Raw genomic sequence first — 24,017 nt, forward strand, 5'->3', positions numbered from 1 at the left:
GGCCTTACTGCCCCTTTCTGGTTTTATCATTAGCTGCCAAGGATCGTTTGCTCATGGATTTCCATGGCGACTTTAGGAATGAATCCAGGATTTTTTTGATTCTTGGCGGGTTCATTCCGCCAATATATGAAACCCCGAATGAATCAAGCCTGGATAGTAAAGTGACAATGGAAAGGAAACCGATTATCAAGCCGTAGATTCCATAGATGCAGCTTAATAACAGCACAAACATTCTCAGAACGGTAACGGCACCTGTTAAAGACTGGTTTACAAGGGTATAAGATGCGACAGAGGTTACGGCAGTGACCACAAGCATGGTTTGTGAGGTCAGACCTGCCCTTATCGCGGCATCACCGACAATGAGACCGCCTACAACCGCAACTGTCTGTCCAACCGCTTTAGGTAGCCTGACCCCGGATTCACGGAATAATTCAAATAAAATGAGCATGAGAATGAATTCCATCGTGGCAGATAAGGGAAGTCCCAGCCTTGAAAGGGTTATGGTGGCTAGTAACGGGAACGGCACCTGTTCAATATTGAAGGCGGAAATGGATATCCAAAACCCCGGCAATAATACGGTAATGCCAAGCCCCATAAAGCGAAGTAGTCGCTCAAGGCTTACAAATAGATAAGGAAGATTCGAATCCTCTGCGGTTTTTATTTGCAATAGTAAGGTAGAAGGGGCCACGATTACCGTTGGCATGCCGTCCACGATTAGAATGAATCTTCCTTGATTGAGTGCTTCGACTACAAAATCAGGGCGACTCGTATAATGAGTGAGTGGAAATATACTATATTTACTGTTAGTGATCAATTCCTCCAATTGTTGGCTGCTCACCAATATATCTAAATCAAGGGAGTTAATTTCCGTTCTTACATTTTTAATGAGTTCTTTATTGATGATGTCATCCATGTACATCAGTCCGACTTTCGTTTGACTGCGCCTGCCAACGATAAACTCTTCATAGGCGAGCGATTTTGTTTTTAGCCGCTTTCTGATTAAAGCAGTATTGATGGAAATGTCCTCGACAAACCCATCTCTTGGACCTCTTACCGAGACCTCAAAGGAAGACTCCTCGGGCTGCCGGTTCGGCAAGTTGGACAATTCGATTGAAAATAACTCTTGGACTGAGGGTATGAATAATAAGGCATGCCCGGAGAAAATCAGCTGCTGAACGTTATTGAATTCACTATCGATGGTTACTTTCCTGAGGTCTATCAAGGGTTTTAGCTTGTTGATTGATTCTTCGGCCTCGATGCTCTCATCCAATTCCATCATTTTGTTTAACTTTTCCAAAATTCCTTCGTTCAGTAAACTGATGTCGGCCATACCCGAGCAGTAAAAAATAAGGACAGGAATGGGTCTTTCGGTTTCTCCGATATAAATCGTGTCAAACTTGATATCTGAGCTTGAACTGAATAACTCCCTAAATGTCTCCTCCCTTAATTCTAAGAGGGGTGGCTTATTTTTGGATCGTTTCATTCGCATGTCGTTTCCCCTCCTTAGATCTGATGAAAGTGCCGATAAACAAAAAGGCGGACAAAAGTAACAGGAAATAAAGAGCGCCAGGATAGTAGAATGTCTGGGTTACATGCAAGAACTTGAAATTACTGAATGGTACGATGGAGATGACGACCATAAGAAATCCTACAGCGAAAAGAATTCCAAGCTTTATATTATTGGGTTTTCCTTTAAAGACTTCCGTTATTAGAAATAACGCCAGTGAAACACGGATATAGGCACCCGCAAGCCATTGGTAAATGGAAAAGAAGTCTGTATGTTCGATATATTTTCCAATTGTCAGCAACCGCCATTGTTCAAAGGCGGGGTATCTCATGGCTTCGGCTAAGCTCGGCCCGAATTCAGCGAGTGCTGCTGTTAATGGGCCAAGAAGTAAAAACACTAACCCGAGGCATAAGAATACTAGTACCTTTAGATTGAGCATATCCGATAGTTTTTCTTGAAAAAAAGCGATTAAAATCAGTTCGGCAAGGCCATAACCAGAATATTGAATGGTTTTAATTCCATGAAAATAGCCATTCTCGAAAAGGGGAAGGAGGTGGCTGTAGTCTTTTGTCGGTATATTTCCTGTCGCAACGAAAATACCAAGAATGACGACTATTGGCAATAATACAGAAGAGCAAATGGCGATGGAACGCATACCAGAATGGGCAAGAAAAATGCATAGCAAAGTAAACGGAATGATAATCGCTAAACTTGGGGTTTCAAAAAGAAAGCTTGTAGTTATCCAATCAATCGTTTCCTTTGTAGTGGCCAAAACAAGGCTGATCAGATAAATCACGATTAAGAATAAAGCGATATTTTTAATGTGTTTTCCAAATCTATTTTCAAGCCAATCCGTCAGGGATTGATTATCCATATTCTTGATTATTCTCGATAATATGTAGACCCAAATCGGTATCAATCCAATAGTCAGGATAGAAAAAAACCAAGCGTCCCTTCCGCCGGTGGATAGGAGGAAAGGGATCAAAATAACATGATTAAGAAGGCCGATTGATAAAAAGAAGATGCTAAGGGTTTGTATCGAACTGATTTTCTTCAAGGTGAGCCTATCCCCATTTCCATTGTTTAAAGGTTGGATTGATGCAAATGCCATTCATTTGTTTATGTTTGCTAAATGTGGAAATAGTATACGTGCTAATGTTATGGATTAAATTTCCTGATGGTTAATGATGAGTAGGAGAGCAAAGCAAAGTTTTCCTTTAAAAAGGATTTGTCTTAATCGATAAAGAATACATATAGATGCAATTTTTATTGAACTTCAGGGGGGAATGAAGATGGATTTAAGATACCCGGTCGGGAAGTTTCAATTTGACGGGGAAATTACTTGTGGTATAGCCGAAGGGTGGCTCAACGAGATTGAAGCTTTGCCTCGGATGCTGCGTGAAGCGGTAGGCAACATGGATGATGAACAGCTTGATACGGCTTATCGGCCTGGAGGATGGACGGTCCGCCAAGTGGTGCATCATGTTGCTGATAGTCATATGAATGCGTATATGCGCTTCAAATTGGCCCTTACGGAAGAAAGTCCTGTCATTAAACCGTACGAGGAGGGGAAATGGGCTGAGCTGCCTGATTATGATTTGCCGATTGAAGTTTCTCTTTCACTGCTCGAAAGTATACATATCCGAATGTGTAAACTTTTATCGGACCTTCATGCAGACGATCTGAGTCGGACATTCATCCATCCTGATTCAGGAAAGGTGACTGTCTGTGAAAATATAGGCATTTATGCGTGGCATGGGCGCCATCATCTGGCACATATTACTTCTTTATCAAAGCGCTTGGGATGGTGAATATGACTGGGAAAGGTGTGATTACTGTGAATGCCGATGTGAAAATCGAACAATTGACGTCAATCGAATACCATCTTAATGAACTTTCCGACCTCTTGGTGCAGGTTGTGGATGATGGCGCGTCCATCGGTTTTTTACCTCCCATGGAACGGTCTGAGGCGGTTGATTATTGGAGTAGTGACATAAATCCTGATATGATTTTATTAGTTGCTAAATTACAGGGTAAGATAGTCGGGAGTGTACAGTTACATTTATGTTCAAAGCAAAATGGCAGCCATCGTGCGGAAATCGCAAAATTAATGATACATACTGGTTATAGGCGAAATGGAATAGGACGTTCACTCATGCTAGAGGCTGAGAAAAGGGCCAAGCAGGAGGGTCGGACATTATTGGTCCTGGATACAAGGGAAGGAGATCCTTCTAACTCCCTGTATACTTCATTGGGATATACTCAGGCAGGCAGGATTCCTGATTATGCGAAATCTGCAAATGGTGAATTACATCCGACCATTTTTTATTTTAAAATTATATCGGGTAATGAATTGAAAGGGTGATTTCAAGTGCACGCTGTCATCGAAAAAGAAGGGAATGGGATTTTAGCAAGATTCGATCGCCTGCTCAATCATTCGGTTGAAAAAGTATGGAGTGCTTTAACGGAGAATGATAAAGTGGAAAAATGGATGTCCAACCTGGAAATGAAAAACCTTCGAAAAGACGGGACCATAAAATTCAATTTCAATGATGGGTCAGGGAAATCTTTTGATATGAAGATCAGGGACTTCCAAGAATCTGCCGTTTTAGATTTTGAATGGGGGGACGGCTGGGTTCGTTTCGAGGTCTCCCCTGAAAAGGATGGATGCTCATTAGTATTGAAGGAATTCATCACGCCAGTTAATGATCATACATCAAAAGATTTGGCAGGATGGCATATATGCCTTGATATGTTTAGTGATTTACTTGACGGTCATCATCAGGACTTCCCAATGGATGAATGGGAAAAATGGCATAAGGAATATACTGCCGCCGTCAAACGAATGGATGGATGAATGGCATGCAGGTGGCTCCATAAGGAAGCGGAAAGTGAATTTCAGCTAAAGCCGAAGTGATGCTTCTGCCATGTAGGGAAGTTATTAATTGATATTCCAGTTGGCTCCATGTTAAGATGATTTTAACTTTTAAGAAATGGAGGTTTTCCTTGTGACATTTATCAGATTGCGTTTCCACTCTTTGAACCGTTAATTGAATACGTTCAAGGGCTCTGCATGTCCGCAGGGTAAATGGGAATGGTCTGTCTATTTTTAAGGAAACCTTCATTTTACGCTTTTGTGAAAAAAGAGACGATTCAACCTCTTTTTTGGTTTTCAGCTGAAGCCGCAGCAACCTTTGTGATCAAAGGTTTTCGCTATCCAGTTGACTTCAAAATAGAAGAATGATTAACGGGAGAAATACTTTACGTATCCAATGAGGTCATTTTGGATACGTAAAGTGGTGGATTCTCCATTGTATTGACCAAACCGAAGGCCAGTGGGAGATTATTTTTTCTGTGATAATCATCCTATCAGGTTTCTTTAGATAAGTTCTGATCCATTTACTTCAAACACAGGCAGATAGCCTGTGTTTTTTTTAGGGCATTAAGAAAAAAATTGAAAATAGAATGAGGTGTTTAAGAGATGAAATCATTAAATGAACAAGTAAAAGACAATTGGAAAAAGAATATCACTCTTTTTCTAGGCAGTCAGACCATATCCCTCTTTGGTTCATCCTTAGTTCAGTATGCCATCATGTGGTATATTACGTTGAATACACAGTCGGGTGTCATGATGACGATATCCATCGTTTGTGGTTTCGTGCCTACCTTTATACTCTCTCCAATCGCGGGGGTATGGGCAGACCGCTATAATCGGAAGATGCTGATCATTCTTTCGGATTCATTGATTGCCATTTCAACGCTAATATTGGCCATCTTGTTTTTAATCGGCTACGATGAGCTGTGGCTGCTTTTCGTCATGTCTGCTGTCCGGGCGATAGGAACTGGAATCCAGACTCCTGCAGTCGGGGCCATTCTTCCCCAGCTTGTGCCAGAGGATAAGCTTACGAAGGTGAATGGGACAAATGGAAGCATTCAAGCGCTAGTGATGCTCGTTTCCCCCATGGTGAGCGGCGCGCTGCTTACGATGGCTTCAATCGAAACCATTTTCTTCATTGATGTGATTACAGCTGCAATTGCCATCTTCACTTTGCTGGCATTTATGAAAATTCCAGCACATGCGAAGGCATTACAAAAGCAAACAACCAGCTATTTCACCGATTTGAAAGAAGGGTTCAGTTATATCAGGAATCATGACTTTCTTAAGAAGTTCTTTATATTTTTCGCATTTTTCTTCGTGCTTGCCGCACCTGTTGCATTTCTTACACCGCTTCAGGTCACACGCTCTTTCGGGAATGATGTTTGGCGGTTGACTGCGATAGAGATCACTTTTGCCATCGGAATGATGCTAGGCGGGATTTTCATGGCTTCGTGGGGAGGCTTTAAAAACAAAATCCATACGATGACACTTGCGAGCCTAATAATTGGGGCCTGTACTTTCGCTCTTGGAATCATCCCCGTTTTCTGGATTTACTTGATCATCATGGGGGTAGTTGGATTGGCGATGCCCATCTTTAATACGCCGTCCATGGTCTTGTTACAGGAGAAGGTCGAGGGTGATCTTCTTGGGAGGGTATTTGGTGTTTTAGGGATGATCTCGACTTCGATGATGCCCCTGGGAATGCTAGTATTCGGACCGATATCCGACATCATTAAAATTGAATGGCTGCTTATGGGGACTGGTTTATTGCTGTTCATTCAAGGCTTTTTCCTGCTGGGCAGCAAAGTGTTGATCCAAGCCGGAAAACCAATCTCGAAAGATGCGTAATGGTACACGGAACGCCATGTAAGATGAAGGAATGGAGCCAGATGGGTATTGGATATTAGGCAGCACTCCAGTTATTTATTCTTGGCACAACATGAAAGTCATCATTAGATTGGCTAAGGAGGGAAAGATGGATTTTTTGGCAAAAGTATTTAATTGGATGGTAGTTATCGGAATGATCCTACTTATAGGACGACTGCTTACGATGGCGTTTTTATTTCTGGAAATTCCATTTACGACCTTTTTTAAGGACTACAGTCTCATTTCGATCATCATTTTAATAATAGGTGCAATTGGTCAGCAATTCACCAAGCCGGGTAAAAAGTAAATGAGGTACCTTGTTTCCTTTTTAATGGAAAAGGCCAGTTTAAAAGACTGACATATTCTATTGTCGGTCTAAAGTTTTTCTATAAAAACGGAAGGTAAGGTGATGGTCCGGATGGCGCAAAAGAATTTAGTGAAAGCTTAGCCGCAGTATTACGCTAAATCTCTTTTTACTGCTGACCTAATATTCCCCATGTGAAACCCTTGGATTCTATGTAATCCAAGGTTTTTTTGAATTTGAAAATGCAATAAGACCTTTTTACCTACATGTTTATCCATAATTGGCAATTGACAAGATTTAATTAGGTATATAGTATGTTTATGTGGAAAAATAAAGCAAGTGATCGTAAATAAGGAAGGATCCATTTTGAGCATAGATTGAATCTTTGTTTTCACACAGGTAAGCGAGGGCATTTGCAGGTCAAATAAAAGGGGGAAATTATCAATGGGAAGTTCATCGATTGACAAAAAAGAAAAAGTGAAGAGAAGGATATCGCTTCGGATAAAATGGTTATTATTTATATGTACATCCGTTTTTCTAGCTATAGTCGTATCCGTTTCGATAATGGGGGTGAAAGTGACCTCCATTTTTAAAGAAGATAGTATATCCATCAACAAAAGCTCGGCCCAAAATGCAGCGGCACAGATCAATTTGAGTATGGCCACGTATGAAAATTCGCTAGAGCAATTATCACAGCTGGTTTCCAATCAGATCAAAAATGGTGATTCAATCAAGGATATCCAAAAAACGATAGAGGCATTTCAAAAGAACAATGAAGATTTAATTTCTGTTTATTATATGGATGGGTCGGATGGTTCCTTGTATGCTTCGCCCCAAATGGATTTCAATCAGGATGCAAGGGAGACTAAGACTTATACGCAGCTGACCGAAAGACCGGAAACGAAATGGATGGATGTGTATAAGGATGGAGTTTCAGGGATGATCATGACGTCCGTTGTCACGCCTGTTTTATCGGACGGGAAAATGGCAGGGGCCCTTGGTTATGATATCGACCTTTCGACAATCGGGAAAATGAGGGCAACGATCGAAAAAGAGTCTACTAGCAATCTGGTTATATTGGATTCACAAGGTTTTATCGTGAGTTCATTCATGCAGGGGATGGACGGGAAGAATATGAATCCTGAAAAAAGCGGCATAGAAGAAGGTGTGGAGGATTTCATGGCGGATACTGACCAGTTCAATTCAGAGTTCAAGTGGGTAGCCGACATGTATAATGGGGACGCCAAGGCGAATCAGGCCTTGACGTTGGATGGTGAAGATTATACAGGTGAACTGAATACGGTCCCTGAAGTGAACTGGAAGGTATTGGCGCTCACTCCAGACAAAATACTGCAATCAAAGCTCGATGACATTAATAGAATCGTAGTGATATCAGGTATTTTAGGTCTTCTACTCGGGACTGCATGTGCTCTTTATCTAGCAGGAAAGTTAACGAAGATCATGGCCGACTTCCAAAAAATCATAGAAAAGACGGCGAATGGGGATTTAGTGTCCGAATTTGCCATTAAATCCAATGATGAGATTGGGGACTTAAGCAAAAGCTATAACTCGATGCTGGGGAAATTAAGAGGATTGGTTGCCAAGGTAAACGGCAATGCGGAATCGGTGACAAAAGCCAATGCCGGCTTAAGCCAAATAGCTGCTGAAAATAGTGCAGCCATAACAGATGTTTCACGTGCGATAGAAGAGATTGCAGCGGGTGCATCGAATCAATCTGAACAAGTGGAGCATGGTGCAGGCACGATTCAGGTTCTTAGTGGCGAAATCGATGGATTATCAAAAAAATCAAGGGAGACACAATCCGTATTGAAGCTTGCATCCGAAAATATAGAGTCAGGGAAACAACAGGTAAGTGGTTTGGAAATGTCATACCAAAAACTTGAAATGGCATTCGAAGCTGTTACCAGCATGAGCTTAAGACTTGTGGAAAAATCTAAAACCATTTCCGATGTCACGAATGCCATTTCGAAAATATCGGAACAAACCAATTTGTTATCACTGAATGCATCCATAGAAGCTGCAAGGGCAGGTGAGTCCGGCAAAGGGTTCGCTGTCGTGGCGAATGAAGTGAGGAGCTTGGCTGATGATTCAAAAGAAGCTACAAAAAACATTCAAGCCATCATCCAAAGCATTCTGTCAGATACAGAGGAATTGCTGAGGACGACCAATGAAACGAATCAAATCAGCAAGGATCAGAAAAATGCCGTGATCACGGTTAGTGAAGCCATGAAAGAGCTGGAGGATTCCGTCGCGAGGATATCCAATTCGATTCAGGAAGAAACACGATCCATTGAAAGCATCAATCAACAGAAAGAAACGGTCATTAAAGTGATAGAAGAAATCACCGCCGTATCTCAGCAAACGACTGCATCATCAGAGGAAATTGCATCATCGATGGAGGAACAAGCCGCTTCATCCAATGAACTAGCTCAATATACACAGCAGCTTACACAGTTGATAAATGATTTGGAGCATACACTTGGGGAATTCCAGGTGAAGAATTAGAGGAACGGAAACCATAAGCGTTGCGAAAAGGGGAGGCCACTAAAAGTGGTTCCCCTTTTTTGTTGTATTGCCATTGACCTTGATTTCTGTGAACAGGGCATCTCTCTTTAGTGGACAAAATCACTAGAAGTACAAAAGTACAATTTAGAGGAGCTGGTCAAGTATCCATGCTTTTTTTACAAAGGGGAATAATATATAGGAATCGGACAAGTAGGGTCCAATGGCTCAAGGCCCAAAAAGGGGAGAACAACATGCATTTCGAAATAGGAATGACTATTTTTGTGTTTGTCATGACAATGATAGTTATATTGTGGAGGCCAGGAGGTATCAATGAAGCATGGCCAGCTTCAATCGGTGCAGTGATAATTTTGCTGACTGGCACAGTATCCCAAGGCGATATTTTGGATATCATCAATAAAATCGGGGGCGCATCGATCACCATCATGGCAACGATTGTCATGGCAGTCATCTTGGAAAGTTTCGGCTTTTTTCACTGGGCGGCTGCGAGACTTGCCAACCTTGCCAGAGGATCGGGGTATCGCCTGTATTGGTACATTCAATTATTGTGCTTTTTAATGACCTTGTTATTCAATAACGACGGCAGCATCATGATTACGACCCCCATCTTGATCTTGCTTTTGAAAAATCTCAGATTAAAACCACATGAAGCCATCCCGTATCTTTTGAGTGGAGCATTGATTGCAACAGCTTCAAGTGCGCCTATAGGCGTGAGTAATATAGTCAATTTAATCGCTTTGAAAATTGTGCATATGTCGCTTTATATGCATACTGCCATGATGTTTGTACCTGCAACTTTAGGGTTGATCTTCATGTCATGGTTGATGTTCGTAGTAGTCAAGAAAAAACTGCCCAAGAAACTGCCGAATATTTCTTATGACATTGAGGAAAGTTTCTTCACTAAGAATTTCCATCCTTTAAAGGGAAAAATGACGGTTGAAACAAAAAGGCAACGCACAAGATTCATGTTGAAAGTATTGCTCTATGTGTTTGTGGTGCGCTGTTTACTCTTTGTAGCTTCTTATTTTTCCATTCCAATCGAGTGGGTTGCTGTACTTGGCTCTTTATCTTTACTGATCTGGAGATGGTATCATTTACGGACAAACCCTGTCGATATCCTAAAAAAGACCCCATGGCACATCCTGATATTCGCATTCTCCATGTATGTCATCATTTATGGTCTCCATAATGTTGGCCTTACAGCCATGCTCGTACAGATATGCGAACCGATTGTAAATCAAGGGTTACTGAGTGCGAGCTTTGTCATGGGAGGATTGGTTTCGATTCTATCAAACATCTTCAATAATCATCCCGCATTAATGATAGGAACCATTACCTTAACCGAAATGGGACTGGATCCGATCACATTAAAAACTATCTATCTAGCTAATATAATCGGTAGTGACATGGGATCATTGTTATTGCCCATCGGTACTCTCGCCTCACTTATCTGGATGCATATCCTGAAACAATACAAAGTGAAAATAAAGTGGAAAGATTATTTAAGTGTATCCCTGATAGTCATACCAATATCGACAGTGGTGACACTGCTCTTATTATTTTATTGGGTGCAAATGATTTTTAGCTGAATAACCCCCTAGGAGGAGATAGTAATGAGTGATGCGTTTGCATTACTGGGTAAACAGATTGATGTCCAAATCTCAGGAAAAAAAACTTTCAAAGGAATTCTAACTGATCTGAGCACGGATATTCTAGTGTTGTTCGATGGACAGCAGTTTTTATATTTTCCTATGCTGCACGTCCATAGATTCAATCTGAGTACAGAGATAGATAACGAGATTAAAAATCCTATGGAGTCCCCCATGATGGAAGACATGGCGTCAATTTCCTATCGTAAAACACTAATGAACGCAAAAGGAGTTTTTTCAGAAATCCATGTTGCTGGACACATTCCTTTACACGGCTATATCACCAATGTTTTCAATGATTACTTCGCATTCTACTCGCCTGTATATAAAATGATGTATGTCTCGCTGCATCACCTTAAATGGCTTACTCCGTACAATCAAAATGCCACACCCTATACACTCAGTAAAGAGAGTTTTCCCGTCAACCCTTCAGATGTACCGATGCTACGTTCTTTGGAAGACCAATTAAAGAAAAATGCAGGAAAGCTAGTAGTATTTGATGGGGGAGAGGACCCGATGAAAATCGGTATGCTTAAAAAGGCGGAAAACAACTTGGTAGAATTAACGACAGCCAATGGAGATCATGTGTTTTTGAAGCTTTCACATATTAAAACGGTGTACATGCCATAGATTCTTAGAAACGAGGGGAAGGCCATTTAAGCTTTCCCCTTATTTTCTTATGCTGGATGATGGGTGATGCCAATGGATTCGGGTTCCTTCCGTTTGATCTGTAATATCGGAGTCCGACGGGTCCATCAATATTTTTATATTATGTAAAATGAGAATTTCCTCATGCTCCTTATTAGAGATTGCCAGCTTAATGTGTAGTTCATCACGTTACAGCAAGGTCTGTTTATGCCAAACCTCAAATACGTTGCCCCTCCTAAACGTTGTTGCATATCTTCACTCCTATATCGATAGTACGACTTTATCATCACTGGCCTAATCTAACTTTACCCATTCGGTGCAAAAAAATAAAATCTTCGATTTCCAACCATGAACATTTCTCCATGACCTGGGTAGCTCTAGGGAAAGTAACACTGTGACGGTAAAAGAACATAGTATAGGAATAATGGTTTATTTTTAAAATGATTTATTGAATCGGATGGATGATTATTTGCGAAAAATAGGCTAAATGTTTTATTTGATTCGCCGATAATATTGTTGGAGCGAGAGTTAAGACTCATCTGTTCGGGTGGGTGATAGGATAAAAGATTCATATGATGGAGTTTACATGAACATCGTATATTTAAAAATATTTCAGCTATTAAGGAAGGGTTAAAATGTTTAATGGAAAATTAAGCGGTATGATACTTACATTGTTATTCATGGTCAATTTCACTTTTTTACCTGGCTTAAAGGCCGAGGCAGCAGATCCTGTGCATACTGTAACCTCTGGCGAAACGGTAGAATCGATTGCCAAGACATATGATATATCGGCTGAGCAATTAATGAAAACGAATGGTTTACCGGATGATAAGTTATTTGCGGGCCAAAGGTTGACAATCATTCATACGGCGTATACTCCTTCCATCTATCAATGGTCGGAGAGAGGGAAAAAAATTTCAAACTATGCGAAATCCTTTATAGGGTTTAAAAAGACAGCTGGAGAGGAGACGCCTGAAAAAGGGTTTGATTCGAGCGGATTGATTCATTGGGTGCTTTCCCGGCAAAATGTGCCGGTTGACCGTTTGACAGTAGATGGTTTTTATAAGCAAGGGATGGATACAGCCACTCCAAAAACGGGGGATATTATATTCTTTCTTGATAAAGACAGCTTAAAAGTCGTGACTGCGGGTATTTATATCGGCAAAAACCAATTTGTCAATTCTGGATATGGAGCAGAAACGGTTCAGGTGAGATCCACTACAGAAGATTACTTTGCAAAATACCAAGTGGCGTATAAATCATATACGCCTAAAGGTGAGCATATCGTCCAAACGGGAGAAACGCTTAAAAGTATATCGGAGAATTACAGCATTTCCATGAGTACGATTAAAAATCGTAACGCATTAAGTACGGATGAGTTGATGCATGGGCAGTATCTTCAACTATACAGCAATCCGTTGTATCCGTTTTATGTAAACCAGGAGGCTGCATATGATAAAGCATATGATGTCATCAAGTATGCATACACTCTACGCGGATTCAACTATGTTTTCGGGGGAGAAGATCCGATGATCGGAATGGATTGCAGCGGATTCATTTATTGGGTCATGAAGGAACAGGGCCTTTCAGTAAAACGGGGATCTGCGGCGGATTACTTCTCCTTACTGCCCAAAATCGAAAATCCAAAGGCAGGGGATTTAGTGTTTTTTAGGGATACAGGAACAAGGTTGGGTGTGACCCACGTAGGTATTTATCTAGGTGATGGCCGTTTTCTCCATACAACGGAAAACACGGGCGTTCATATCTCCAATCTTTCTTCAGGTTATTTTGCCGATAAATTCGAAGGCTTCGGTCAAGTTCAAAGCCTTATGGACTAAGATGGTCATTCAATCTGTTTATATTCTAGAGTCGCTTTTTCAATGGCAGTAACGAACCGTTTAAAAAGATCACAGTGATTGCTCCTGTTTTTACTGGTAAAGTCATCACCTTTGAAAAAGCTTTTTCTAAGCATAGTGGAAAGTTCCAATTGCACCCCTGCACCCGTTTGGGATATGTTGGTGATGTTGTTTCCTTTCATCCCTGAAAGGTGCTGCGGTGCATGTTCAGTTTGAAATCCGGCTTTGGTGAGGCATTGCTGTATCAGGTTCTTAAAGGGTTCGTTCCTTCCGCCAATATAAACCAGCGCATGATGTACGTCGTAGTGGCCATGGATGGAAAGGGTGGTTTGTGCGTTCGATGCCATTGAAACGCCGACCGGTTCATTGAACAAGCGGGATGTTATATGGAGGACCTGGTTACCCCTTGGTTTAAGACCTTCGAATAGATAGGTGCTTGCATAAAGTCTCTCTCCAAGTGCGGCTGCAATCTCGCTAGTTCCTGGTTCTATGTTCCCGCCATGTATGGCTAGAACTGCTATATTAGGGTTCCTGTGGTGAACGATGATACGGTAATCGAGGTCTTCTTGTTCATTTTGCTTCAGTTCAATAAAATCAGTATAGTTATTTTCCTTCATGGTTATCCTCCGTATCTGTACTGGTTTTAATCTTTTACCATTTGACGGCAAAATAAAAAAAGCGGGGATGCCCCGGCTTTTTTTATTTTTCGACAGTCGTATATTGTTCTATCTTTTTTTGCTCGTCGGGTGTTAAAGTTTCTGTCCGTTTAAACGTATTCATGGTTACAAGCAGGGCAGCTATTATAAAAACGGGTATGACCCAGCTCGTTATTCTTTTTACGATATTCATATTTTAAGTCCCCTTATACATCGCTAAAATTCATATGATATTTAGAAAAGGAGGAGCTGGATTGCCTATTTATTGCTGAGCTTTCCAGCTTCCATTTCTTCTTTTATCCCCAGCTCCGGATAATTGTCCATTTTTCTCGTTTTTAACAAGTACTTGAACACCGCCATAAAACATGGGAGAAATTTTCTGAATGACTTCATATCCTGAATCTTCCAAGTCGGATATTATTTCATCGGAAAGCCTGGATTCTGTATAAATCTTCTTTCCATCAAAGACGAACCGATTACGGTCGACGATATCCTGAAATGGGCCTTCATTCTCTGTGTAAGAATAAAGAACCTGCATCAATACTTGCGGAATCCTATCACCGCCTGGTGAGCCGATCCCAATCGATTCCTGCCCTGGTTTCTTGAGAATGGTCGGAGCGGTGAACGTTCTTGACCGTTTATATGCCTCTTGAGAATTCAAGCCGGACCGGAAATTTTTCAATTGATCGTTAAGGAAAAATCCATTCGTATAATCCCCAGATCCAAAAAAGTTACTGAGCGTATTTGTTGTGGAAACGACAGTGCCATACTTGTCCATTATCACAAAGTGTGTCGTACTTTCATGTTCTTCTGAACCATTCGATTCTTTATTTTCCCATTTTTCACTTTTAATCTTATTTTTAAGATTATCCAAGTGAATGGGGGAGAGCAATTTTTCCGCTTTAGAGTGACTTATTCCATCTCCAACATGGGCGGACCGATCTTGATAAGCAGTATCCGTGATGCCCCCCAAGACTTTCATATAAGCTGATTTGCTTGAAGAATCACCTAGGTTCATTTCCTCGGCGAGCTTTAACATTTCGAGAACAGTAATTCCTGAAAAGGGCGGAGGGGCGGTAAAAACATCATAACCGGCAAATGCTCCTTGGACCGGTTTACGTTCTTTCACCTCATAGCGCTTTAAATCCATCAAGTCGATATCTGATTCTCTTTTAATATCCCGCGCAATTTCCCCTTTATAAAAACCATCAGGACCTTCCTTTTGAATCTGCTTCAATGTTTCAGCAAGTCTTTCTTGGACGAGAGTTTTGCCTGGTTCAATGGCATCACCATCAGGATAAAAAAGAGAAGTCGCATCGGAAGATATCCTTGGCTGTGCTGCTTCTAAGCGTGATGATAACGATTCGTCGACTTCAAATCCGTCTTCAGCCAAATCTATCGCCGGCTGAAGAAGATCCTCCATCGGTACGCTCCCATACTTATCACTGATAACCTGCATGCCGGCCACTAAGCCTGGAATCCCTGTATCGTGTCTTGAACTTGGGTCTTCTGGAGAGGATTCACGATAATCGATAAAATTGGGATCGCCGGATTCCGGGGCAATCAGCATACCGCCGCCGCCGCCCACGCCAGATCCATAAGGTTCAACTACACCTAATACATAAGATACGGCAATGGCGGCATCCGCCGCCGTTCCGCCGTTTTCCAATATATCCATCCCGACATCTATTGCGATTGGGTTTGAAGAACTGACCCCGTATGATTGTTCCGTTTTACTCTCTATCGGATCATTCGTGTCAGAAATAGGGGGTGTCTTCGAACATCCAGCAATATATATGAGCATGCTAAGGGATATGAGTACTTTTCCCGTCATACGGTTAATCATCGGTTGTTCCCCCTTTTCGTTGAGCTTCTAAGTTGTTTGTCTTCATTCTTCAAATAGTAGTAACAAAGCGTTCCTTACTGAATGGGTTGCGTGTCCAGTTGTTTAGCCTGTGCTGCTTTTTTCTCTTGAGCAGCTTTCTTTTCCATTGCTGCCTTTTCCTCTAGTTCACGTTGTGCCTTATGGTCGATTACCTTTTTGTGATCCAAGGTAATCTCGATGCGGTCCTCTTTTTTCGACCACTGGACTGTTTCACTCGTTTCCTTCGTCAACTGCCGATAAACACGTGATTTGTCCATTGAAGAGGTAGCTGGCCTTGGTGTTGCTTCTTCAATTTGCAGTGGAACGACATCAATTGTAGCTTTTCCGTCTTCCGCTAAATGGTATTGAACCATAGCCGAATCCTTTGTGCGTGTCCAGCCTTGATCGAATATGAAATTTCCTAAGCTATAGAAAATGATTCCATCTTTATACACATCAAACGATTGAAGCACGTGGGGGTGATGGCCGATGATGATGTCAGCGCCCGCATCGATGATAGCTTTAGCCAAGTCTTTTTGTCGATCGGTTGTTGATGTTGAATACTCTTGTCCCCAGTGCATATTCACGACAACCAAGTCTGCGTTGCCTTGCTTGGCATCCTTCGCTTTGCCGATCATTTCAAATAATAAATCAGGATTGGAGTTCAATAATCCAGCTTTACCATTTTTTGACACGTTATCCTTACCGTAAACATCTGTGAAGCCAAGTGTTGCGACACGTACGCCATTAACATCCGCATAGTCGATGCTGTTTTTTGCTTCCGCAGTGTTCGATCCAACACCTACATAGGGCATATCTGCACTTTTGAATTCATCAATCGTGTCAAGAAGTCCTTGTTCTTCATAGTCCATCATATGGTTATTGGCCAAAGACACCACAGAGAAGCCAGCATTTTTAACGGCTTCCACACCACTAGTGTTCGAGTTTAACCGGATGGGCGTATCTGCTTCCTTATAGTTAGATACCTCTTCTTTTAAAGCGGTATGTTCATAATTCCCACTGACATAATCCGAATTGGCAAAATAGGGCTTCATATACCGGAAGAGGTGATCATACCCGTGCCTTTCCGTCACTTCTTCAACATAACGTCCCATCATCACATCACCGACCATTGTCATCGTCAATGGTTGATCGGAATTTAATTCGACTGTTTTCACTTCCTCAGCCCGTCCCATCCATGTGGTAATGACTAAAGCGATTAGTAATATAGGTAGTATGATTCCAGTGTATTTAAGATTCTTTTTCTTCGTGCGTTTAATAAAGATAAGTGTTTTTTCTTTTGCATTTAAAGTCCGTTTCATTTTTTGCACCTCAGAATAGGTAGTACACGTTCATTAAACCGAAAGTCAAGCCGGATAATAAAAGCGTGCTGCCAAGTGTCAATGGCATTCCTTGTCTTTGTATGGTATTCGCTATCAATCCAGGTACGATTATACCGATTCCCCGAAACTCGAATATTTCAAAGGGCATGACGGGGTAGACTAAGTCCAACAGGAGCTTCAAGCAAATCCCGGTCACCATCATGGCGGCGAATTTTCTTCTTCCATATAAAATCACCCATCTTGAAAGTCCGTGAGTGACGATTAAATAAGTTACGACACTGATGATCAATATGGTCAGCATGATTTCCCATTGATCAAATACCAATGCCAAGTAACCTGGCACGATAAGTCCTGCGGGTACGACACCCGTCTTTTCTGAAAATATAAGGCTAAGCGTTACTCCCAGTACTAGGGCTACATATAAATCCGATCCAAACATTAAGGTTCCTCCTACTTAACTTGCTTTTTGCTTTGTTTTAGATTTCATGAATGCTTCTATTAATGGTTCCGCTGCACCGTGAATATTCCCGACACCGTAGACGATGCGATTTTTCATCAATGGGCGGAGACGGGCCACGATTTCTTCAGTTGACCAGTTTTCTAAATCCCAATATTCTTTAGTATCCAATTTCCCTTGCTCGAATACCCTTGTAATCGGTGACGTGGTTTCACCAATGGCAATGACGATTTCAGATTTTATGTAAGGCAATACATCTCTAGCAAACTGCTCGGTACGGTCCACACGGTCGGCACGGCAATTCATGATGACGATAGGAGGTTCAGTGCTGTATCCGAACGTATTGACACGTTCCCATATGTTCAGCGTCGATGACGCGTCATTTGCAGCAAAGCCATTGACAAAGAAAGTTGGCTGGATGGGATCTCCGAATTTGGTGATCCGCATGGCACCTGGATCGGGATGCGCATTCAACATGCCGCGAAAAGCCGTTTTTTCATCAATGCCCAATGCTTCAGCAACGGCCAAGGCCAGTGATGCATTATCCGGAAATACCATATAGTCGAATTCACGCAGGAATTCTTCCGATATTTTGGAATTGTCAGCAACGATAACTTTTGTGTTGCGTTCTTTGGCAATTTGCTTGAAAAAGTCCAAATATTCACTTTCAATGGTTATTAAGTGACCATTATGGGGAATGGTAGCAGTGAAGGCTTCAGCAACCTCATCCAAAGTCGGTCCCATGACATCCATATGGTCTTCCAATACATTCACGATGACCCCGATGTTTGCTTGGATCATTTTGTTTTGGAAGATTAGTTGATAGTCAGGCTGTACGGCCATGCACTCACAAACCAGTGCTTCCGTGCCTAAGTCGGCAACTTCTTTAACTACACGCCGTTGTTCTCCTATGTTGGGTCCTTCAGGGCGGCGTACTATCGGTTTTTCCTTGTCGGTAAACCAATAGATCATTCTTGCTGATGTTCCGGTTGTTTTACCTACTGTTTTATACTTAGCTTCCTGGATCACACCTGTAATCAGGCGCGTTACAGTCGATTTCCCTCGAATCCCATTCACATTCACACGTACCGGGATGGAGTCGAGACGCTTCTGATGGCGCTTTTGTTCGAAAATGCCATAGCCAAGCAAAAAGATCGCACAAATAAATATTGGTGCCATTTTTTAACCTCTCTTTTTTCAAATATTTGATTTACTGAATACACACTACATGATTTTAAACTTAATAGGCAAGGGTCAATTATTCTATTGCAATATAGTTGTTCTTAGCTTTTTCAAATAAATGTATATTGGAGTGTAATAGTATCTAATGGGATAAATTGTTTCATGAGTACAAAGATATGGCTGGAAATGAAGGGGATCCTCGGTTTATTTACACTAAATTATGGAAAGTTTAATAAAAACCCATTTTGGTTAAAATCAAAATAGATTCATGAGCATTTAAACCTAATTCATAATGGCTATATTTGAATAATAATTGTTTTTGAAAAGTGAGGTTTATTACAGTTTGTTAATTGTTTATACCCATTGTTTGACATAAACGTAACAATTTTTATCCATTTGTCATTCAATGTGAAATATTGCATCTAATGACTCAATTAGTTGAACTCTTTTGAATATGGATAAAGATGAGTAAAAGAACACATCTCTTTTTTTTGATATTTTCCGGTTTTTTCCTTAGGTAATACCCATGGGTCTATCATTGTTCCTTTACCTAAAACATGAAATAAACTAAAGTTAACCCATTTTTTTAAAAAAATACCTAGTTTCTTCTATAGATATAGTGTTTATAGAAGAATGAAAAATAAAAAAGCTCAGAAACATTTCTGAGCTTTCGGCTTATATATTGTAAATGAATGGAATGGTCGTTTCATCCTGGAGATTTAACGATTGTGGGTCTTGAGCTGCAGCCTGGGTAGCTGATTATGGAAGGATTCAAGTTAACTGGATTTCTTTCTGTCAGAAATTTCAAGGTTGGAGCCCTTTTTACCGCCATCAATCACATAAAGTCTAGGAGCTAATCTCCTTCTTTTTCTTTGATTGTCAGGATTCATCTTCATATAATTTTCGTATTCTTGGCGAAAGAATTCTTCGGTTTCCCGTTCCAGTGCTTTTCTTTCGTTATAATCTGTAATGAATTTGAAAAAACGTTTCATATGAATTCCTCCTTATGGGGTTAAAAGGTCTTGGTTTAATAGTAACATATCATTAGTGAAATTTAACCTTTTTTAAAAAAAACGGAGTGAGAATCGTATTTTTGTGTGAATTAAGTTGTGAATGGTTTGATTCGAGAAAGCATGCAATGGAGCCTTTCTGGGTATATGTTCCCGTGCATGGTGTTGAAAGGAAATGTCGGGATTTGCAGTAGCAGATATTGGAAGTGATGATTATTTTAGTTAAAATATTCCTTTAATCAATTATACACTAAATATTCTGAAAACAAAGGAAAATATTCACTTCCAGCTTCTCCTGATAGATTTGTTTTTTTATGATTTATTATTGTGTATAGTTATTTATTCCCCGAATATACGAATATGAAACAACCTTATACTGGGAGGAAAAAAGCAATTTCCCGCATTCGGGAAATTGCTAGTGTCATAATTGGAACTTCTTAACCTGTTCGGTTAGCAGTTCTGCCGAAGAAGCAAGTTCACTGGCATGATTCGTGATTTCATCCATCGAAGAGCTGGATTGCTGAGCGGAGGCGGAGACTTGTTCGATTCCTGCAGCGGACTCTTCAGAAACGGCTGCGATATCTTCGATAGCTTGATTGATTTTTTGGCTATTTGTGGAGATATAGTTCAATTCGTTTGTTATATGCTGAATTTTCATTTCCATATTCCCGACAGAATGATTGATTGTTTCAAAGGTTCGGCCTGTGAGCGTGACCTGTTTTGTGCCTTCATCCACTTGTGTATAACCATCTTCCAGGGAGTGGACGACCGTTTTTGAACCTGTTTGAATGGCGGAGACAATATTGGTGATATCCCCAACGGAGTGTGTGACCTCTTCAGCGAGTTTCCGCACTTCATCGGCGACGACGGCAAAGCCCTTGCCATGTTCACCAGCACGAGCAGCTTCTATGGCTGCATTCAACGCCAATAGATTGGTTTGATTGGATATATCCTTGATGACCTGCACAAGCTGCGAAATTTGCTGTGATTGAGAATCGAGCCCCTTCACTTGCTCTACGGCATTTTTGACAATGCCATCAATACTTTGCATCTGTTGGACCGAACTGCGCATTAAAGTGGTACCCTCCTTGGTCAAGGAAAGGATTTCGGTTGAACTTTTAGCTACATCCACCCCTTCTAGGTGGGCAAGCTTAATCCTGCTGGTGAAATCATCCATGATGCGAACCATTTCAGATGCCCGGTTGGCTTGTGACTCCGAACCTTCCGAAAGTTCATACATCGTACTCGCTATCTGTTTGCTGCCCTGTTGCACTTCATTTGCTGAATGAGTCAGATCTTCGCTTTGGTTGGATACGGAGTGCGATACAATGAGCATTTTTTCGATCGTATCACGAAGGTCTTTCTGCATTTGATTGGCGGATACCGTTAGTTCGCCCATTTCATCATTTGACTTTTGCTCCAGGGGCTCATGATTCAGCTCTCCTGCAGCCACCATTTTCATCCTATCCCTGATTTTAAGGAGGGGGGTGATAATGAGGTTGGCAGTAACAACCGCAAGGACTAGGCCGATAAGGACTGCCGCAATGGATATGATGATACTTGTCGTCTTAACCGATTTCCCGCTGGCGATGACGGTTTCACCTGAAGCGACAATCAATTCCTCCCGTTCCGAAGCAAGCTCCTTGAAACCCTCCATAACTTCATTGCTTATTGGCGCCACCTCATTTTTAAGTATCTCTTTAGCGCGTTCTTCATTTCCGTTTTCATATTGTGGAAACACCCGGTCTACAATCATCGTCCTCCAATCCACGCTTTTCTCGATCAATTCGTTCGCTTTATCAGAATCGCTTAAGGCAAGGAGGTCCTCCTGGATGACCTGGCTTTCTTCCGTATATTGTAAGAACCCTTCTTTATAGCTCTCGTCTCCATAAAGAATATAGGCTCGGGCGTATGCGGTTCTTTGTGCTAGATTGTATAGCAGCTTTTCGTCTTGGATAAGAAGCGGAAGTTCCTTTTCGATGATATCCTGGGAATATACCAGTGACTTGTTGCTGCTATAGATATTGAATGCTCCTAAGATGACACATAAAGATATGATGAGTGAAAATGCCACCAATACCTTTGCTTTAATGCTTTTCAAATTATTGGACCCCTTTATCGATATTTTATTCACACTGTTTTATCGGATAAATAAAAGGAGATTTAAGCAAAGAAAAGTTAACCAAATTTTCCATCAGATCTAATGTTCTCTTAATATAAACATCTTGATTTCTTATCGTTTTCAAGTTACTATTGACTTGGAAAAATATAATATTCCGCGTTAAGGCGGAAGAGGTTCTAGCTACCCTCTCAAAAAAACTAAGGAGAAACAGTGCTCTATTCTTAGGGTGCTGTTTTTTTCCGTAAAAAGGAGTTTTATAGAAATGAAGAAGAAAGAAAAGGCAGTGGTTGTGTTTAGCGGAGGTCAGGACAGTACGACGTGCTTGTTCTGGGCGATGGAGAGATTTGAGGAAGTGGAAGCGGTGACGTTTGATTATAATCAGCGGCATAGCTTGGAAATCGAATGTGCTCAAAACATTGCCAAGGAATTGGGCATAAACCATCATATCCTTGACATGTCGCTGCTGAACCAACTGGCACCAAATGCGCTGACGAGAAGTGATATTGCGGTGGCGGACGGAGAAGAAGGGGAATTGCCGTCGACGTTCGTACCAGGGAGGAATTTGCTGTTCCTTTCGTTTGCCGGAGTGCTGGCGAGTCAGATTGGAGCTAAACATATTGTCACAGGTGTCTGTGAAACGGATTTCAGCGGATATCCGGACTGCCGCGATGTATTCATTAAATCATTGAATGTGACCTTGAACTTGTCGATGGACCAGTCATTCGTGATTGATACGCCGCTAATGTGGCTTAATAAAGAGGAAACATGGGAGCTAGCGGACCAGCTAGGCGCGTTCGACTTTGTCCGCGAAAAGACCCTGACTTGCTATAACGGAATCATCTCCGACGGCTGTGGAGATTGTCCGGCATGTATACTGCGGAAAAAAGGACTTGATGATTATGTAAGCAGACGGAAGGTGCTTTCATGATGTACGGTTTTACTATAGTGGATAAACTCCAAAAAATAGATGAAGATATTCAGCGCAGCCAATTGAAGTATACAAACAAGAGGGTTCTCGTGAGTAAGGAATTCACCTTCGATGCGGCACACCATCTGCATGATTATGAAGGGAAATGCAAGAACCTGCATGGCCACACGTATAAGGTCATTTTCGGATTAAGCGGGTATACAGATTCACGCGGGTTGATGATAGATTTTGGGGACATCAAGGATATATGGAAAAATGAAATTGAAATCCACCTGGATCACCGCTATTTGAATGAAACCCTGCCGCTCATGAATACAACGGCTGAAAATATGGTTGTCTGGATTTACGAAAAAATGGCCGAATCCCTTTCATTAAAAGAATATGAGGGTGCTAGAGTCGAGTTTGTTCGACTGTACGAAACGCCGACAAGCTATGCCGAAGCCAGACGGGAGTGGATGGAAAGTGAGTAAACTCCCGGTTATGGAAATCTTCGGGCCGACCATCCAAGGAGAGGGAATGGTCATAGGCCAAAAAACCATGTTCGTTCGGACGGCAGGCTGCGATTATTCATGTGCCTGGTGTGATTCCGCATTTACTTGGGATGGCACCGGTAAGGAAGATACCGTCCAGATGACTGCTAGCGAAATATGGGATGAGCTGAAGCGTATTGGGGGTTCAGGTTTTTCCTTCGTGACGATATCAGGAGGAAACCCGGCTCTGCTGAAAAACTTAAACGGCTTGATAGCGATCTTACATGAAAATAAAATGAAAATAGGTGTCGAAACCCAAGGGAGCCGATGGCAGGATTGGTTTCTCGATATTGATGAACTGACGATTTCACCTAAGCCGCCGAGCTCTGGAATGAACACGGACTTTACGGTGCTCGACCAAATCATCTCGAACCTTGATAATCGAAATCCTGAAAACCATGTCTCATTGAAGATCGTCGTCTTTAACGAGGAAGATTATCAATATGCCAAACATGTACATGGTCGTTACCCGGAAATTCCTTTTTATCTGCAGGTCGGCAATGACGACAGCAGGACGGCGGATGATCTTCAATTGATCAGCGGTCTTTTAAAGAAGTACGAAGAGTTAATTGATAAAGTGATAGCGGATGATGAATTGAATGATGTGAAAGTGCTGCCCCAGCTGCATACCTATATATGGGGAAACAAGAGGGGCGTATAAACAAAAGAGACG

22 protein-coding genes and 1 riboswitch are annotated in these 24,017 nt (G+C 41.5%); of the genes, 12 read left to right on the forward strand and 10 right to left on the reverse strand.

Features of this window, described 5'->3' with window-relative positions:
• Positions 1–4: 4 nt before the first annotated feature.
• Positions 5–1,489 (reverse strand): spore germination protein, encoded by a 1,485-nt coding sequence (locus tag MPH60_RS02220; protein ID WP_241589102.1) that lies wholly within the window; start codon positions 1,487–1,489, stop codon positions 5–7.
• Positions 1,464–2,564 carry an endospore germination permease gene (locus MPH60_RS02225; protein ID WP_241589101.1) on the reverse strand — a complete coding sequence of 367 codons (1,101 nt, stop codon included), beginning with the start codon at positions 2,562–2,564 and terminating at the stop codon, positions 1,464–1,466. Before MPH60_RS02225 ends, MPH60_RS02220 begins: the two co-directional genes overlap by 26 nt.
• Positions 2,565–2,799: 235 nt before the next feature.
• Here MPH60_RS02225 and MPH60_RS02230 point away from each other — a divergent pair, with 235 nt between their 5' ends.
• The 9 genes from MPH60_RS02230 (at position 2,800) to MPH60_RS02270 (ending at position 13,234) form a co-directional block, all read left to right on the forward strand.
• Entirely contained in the window at positions 2,800–3,318 is a 519-nt protein-coding gene (locus MPH60_RS02230; RefSeq protein WP_405389197.1) for a YfiT family bacillithiol transferase, read from the forward strand.
• Between the two features lie 2 nt (positions 3,319–3,320).
• On the forward strand, positions 3,321–3,872 hold the full coding sequence (locus MPH60_RS02235; RefSeq protein WP_241589099.1) for a GNAT family N-acetyltransferase: 552 nt from the start codon (positions 3,321–3,323) through the stop codon (positions 3,870–3,872).
• A gap of 6 nt (positions 3,873–3,878) precedes the next feature.
• The gene (locus MPH60_RS02240) at positions 3,879–4,364 is read left to right on the forward strand and encodes an SRPBCC family protein (protein ID WP_241589098.1); all 486 of its coding nucleotides are present in this window, start codon (positions 3,879–3,881) and stop codon (positions 4,362–4,364) included.
• A gap of 624 nt (positions 4,365–4,988) precedes the next feature.
• Positions 4,989–6,233, forward strand: a complete 1,245-nt coding sequence (locus MPH60_RS02245; RefSeq protein ID WP_241589097.1) for an MFS transporter — start codon at positions 4,989–4,991, stop codon at positions 6,231–6,233.
• 127 nt (positions 6,234–6,360) lie between these two features.
• Positions 6,361–6,558 (forward strand): hypothetical protein, encoded by a 198-nt coding sequence (locus MPH60_RS02250; protein ID WP_241589096.1) that lies wholly within the window; start codon positions 6,361–6,363, stop codon positions 6,556–6,558.
• A 441-nt stretch (positions 6,559–6,999) separates the two neighbouring features.
• A complete protein-coding gene (locus MPH60_RS02255) occupies positions 7,000–9,081 on the forward strand; it encodes a methyl-accepting chemotaxis protein (protein ID WP_241589095.1) in 2,082 nt (693 codons plus the stop codon).
• A 251-nt stretch (positions 9,082–9,332) separates the two neighbouring features.
• Entirely contained in the window at positions 9,333–10,688 is a 1,356-nt protein-coding gene (locus MPH60_RS02260) for an arsenic transporter (protein ID WP_241589094.1), read from the forward strand.
• A gap of 24 nt (positions 10,689–10,712) precedes the next feature.
• Positions 10,713–11,378 (forward strand): DUF2642 domain-containing protein, encoded by a 666-nt coding sequence (locus MPH60_RS02265; protein ID WP_241589093.1) that lies wholly within the window; start codon positions 10,713–10,715, stop codon positions 11,376–11,378.
• Between the two features lie 653 nt (positions 11,379–12,031).
• A complete protein-coding gene (locus tag MPH60_RS02270) occupies positions 12,032–13,234 on the forward strand; it encodes a C40 family peptidase (RefSeq protein WP_241589092.1) in 1,203 nt (400 codons plus the stop codon).
• A 5-nt stretch (positions 13,235–13,239) separates the two neighbouring features.
• Here MPH60_RS02270 and MPH60_RS02275 read toward each other — a convergent pair whose 3' ends face one another.
• The 8 genes from MPH60_RS02275 to MPH60_RS02310 form a co-directional block, all read right to left on the reverse strand.
• Positions 13,240–13,869: a poly-gamma-glutamate hydrolase family protein gene (locus MPH60_RS02275; RefSeq protein ID WP_241589091.1), complete on the reverse strand. Its 630-nt coding sequence runs from the start codon at positions 13,867–13,869 to the stop codon at positions 13,240–13,242.
• Between the two features lie 82 nt (positions 13,870–13,951).
• Positions 13,952–14,101: a CapE family protein gene (locus tag MPH60_RS02280; protein WP_245406202.1), complete on the reverse strand. Its 150-nt coding sequence runs from the start codon at positions 14,099–14,101 to the stop codon at positions 13,952–13,954.
• Positions 14,102–14,170: 69 nt separating this feature from the next.
• Complete coding sequence (locus MPH60_RS02285) at positions 14,171–15,754, reverse strand: gamma-glutamyltransferase family protein (RefSeq protein ID WP_241589090.1); 1,584 nt, start codon at positions 15,752–15,754, stop codon at positions 14,171–14,173.
• A 74-nt stretch (positions 15,755–15,828) separates the two neighbouring features.
• The gene (locus MPH60_RS02290; RefSeq protein WP_241589089.1) at positions 15,829–17,094 is read right to left on the reverse strand and encodes a CapA family protein; all 1,266 of its coding nucleotides are present in this window, start codon (positions 17,092–17,094) and stop codon (positions 15,829–15,831) included.
• 10 nt (positions 17,095–17,104) lie between these two features.
• Positions 17,105–17,554, reverse strand: a complete 450-nt coding sequence (gene pgsC / locus MPH60_RS02295) for a poly-gamma-glutamate biosynthesis protein PgsC (protein WP_048687555.1) — start codon at positions 17,552–17,554, stop codon at positions 17,105–17,107.
• A 15-nt stretch (positions 17,555–17,569) separates the two neighbouring features.
• Complete coding sequence (gene pgsB / locus MPH60_RS02300; protein WP_241589088.1) at positions 17,570–18,751, reverse strand: poly-gamma-glutamate synthase PgsB; 1,182 nt, start codon at positions 18,749–18,751, stop codon at positions 17,570–17,572.
• A 779-nt stretch (positions 18,752–19,530) separates the two neighbouring features.
• Positions 19,531–19,746, reverse strand: coding sequence for a hypothetical protein (locus MPH60_RS02305; RefSeq protein ID WP_241589087.1), 216 nt, complete (start codon positions 19,744–19,746; stop codon positions 19,531–19,533).
• A 439-nt stretch (positions 19,747–20,185) separates the two neighbouring features.
• Positions 20,186–21,865, reverse strand: coding sequence for a methyl-accepting chemotaxis protein (locus MPH60_RS02310; protein WP_241589086.1), 1,680 nt, complete (start codon positions 21,863–21,865; stop codon positions 20,186–20,188).
• Between the two features lie 185 nt (positions 21,866–22,050).
• Positions 22,051–22,093: riboswitch (PreQ1 riboswitch) on the forward strand.
• 55 nt (positions 22,094–22,148) lie between these two features.
• Here MPH60_RS02310 and queC point away from each other — a divergent pair.
• Genes queC through queE form a run of 3 tightly spaced genes read left to right on the forward strand, consistent with a single transcriptional unit; the run spans position 22,149 to position 24,005 of the window.
• A complete protein-coding gene (queC, locus tag MPH60_RS02315; protein ID WP_241589085.1) occupies positions 22,149–22,814 on the forward strand; it encodes a 7-cyano-7-deazaguanine synthase QueC in 666 nt (221 codons plus the stop codon).
• Entirely contained in the window at positions 22,814–23,284 is a 471-nt protein-coding gene (gene queD / locus MPH60_RS02320; RefSeq protein ID WP_101223055.1) for a 6-carboxytetrahydropterin synthase QueD, read from the forward strand. Before queC ends, queD begins: the two co-directional genes overlap by 1 nt.
• Complete coding sequence (gene queE / locus MPH60_RS02325; RefSeq protein WP_241589084.1) at positions 23,277–24,005, forward strand: 7-carboxy-7-deazaguanine synthase QueE; 729 nt, start codon at positions 23,277–23,279, stop codon at positions 24,003–24,005. The genes queD and queE overlap by 8 nt, the downstream gene beginning before the upstream one ends.
• Positions 24,006–24,017: the final 12 nt, after the last annotated feature.

It is taken from the genome of Peribacillus sp. Aquil_B1, from assembly GCF_022603275.1.
GTDB lineage: Bacteria > Bacillota > Bacilli > Bacillales > DSM-1321 > Peribacillus.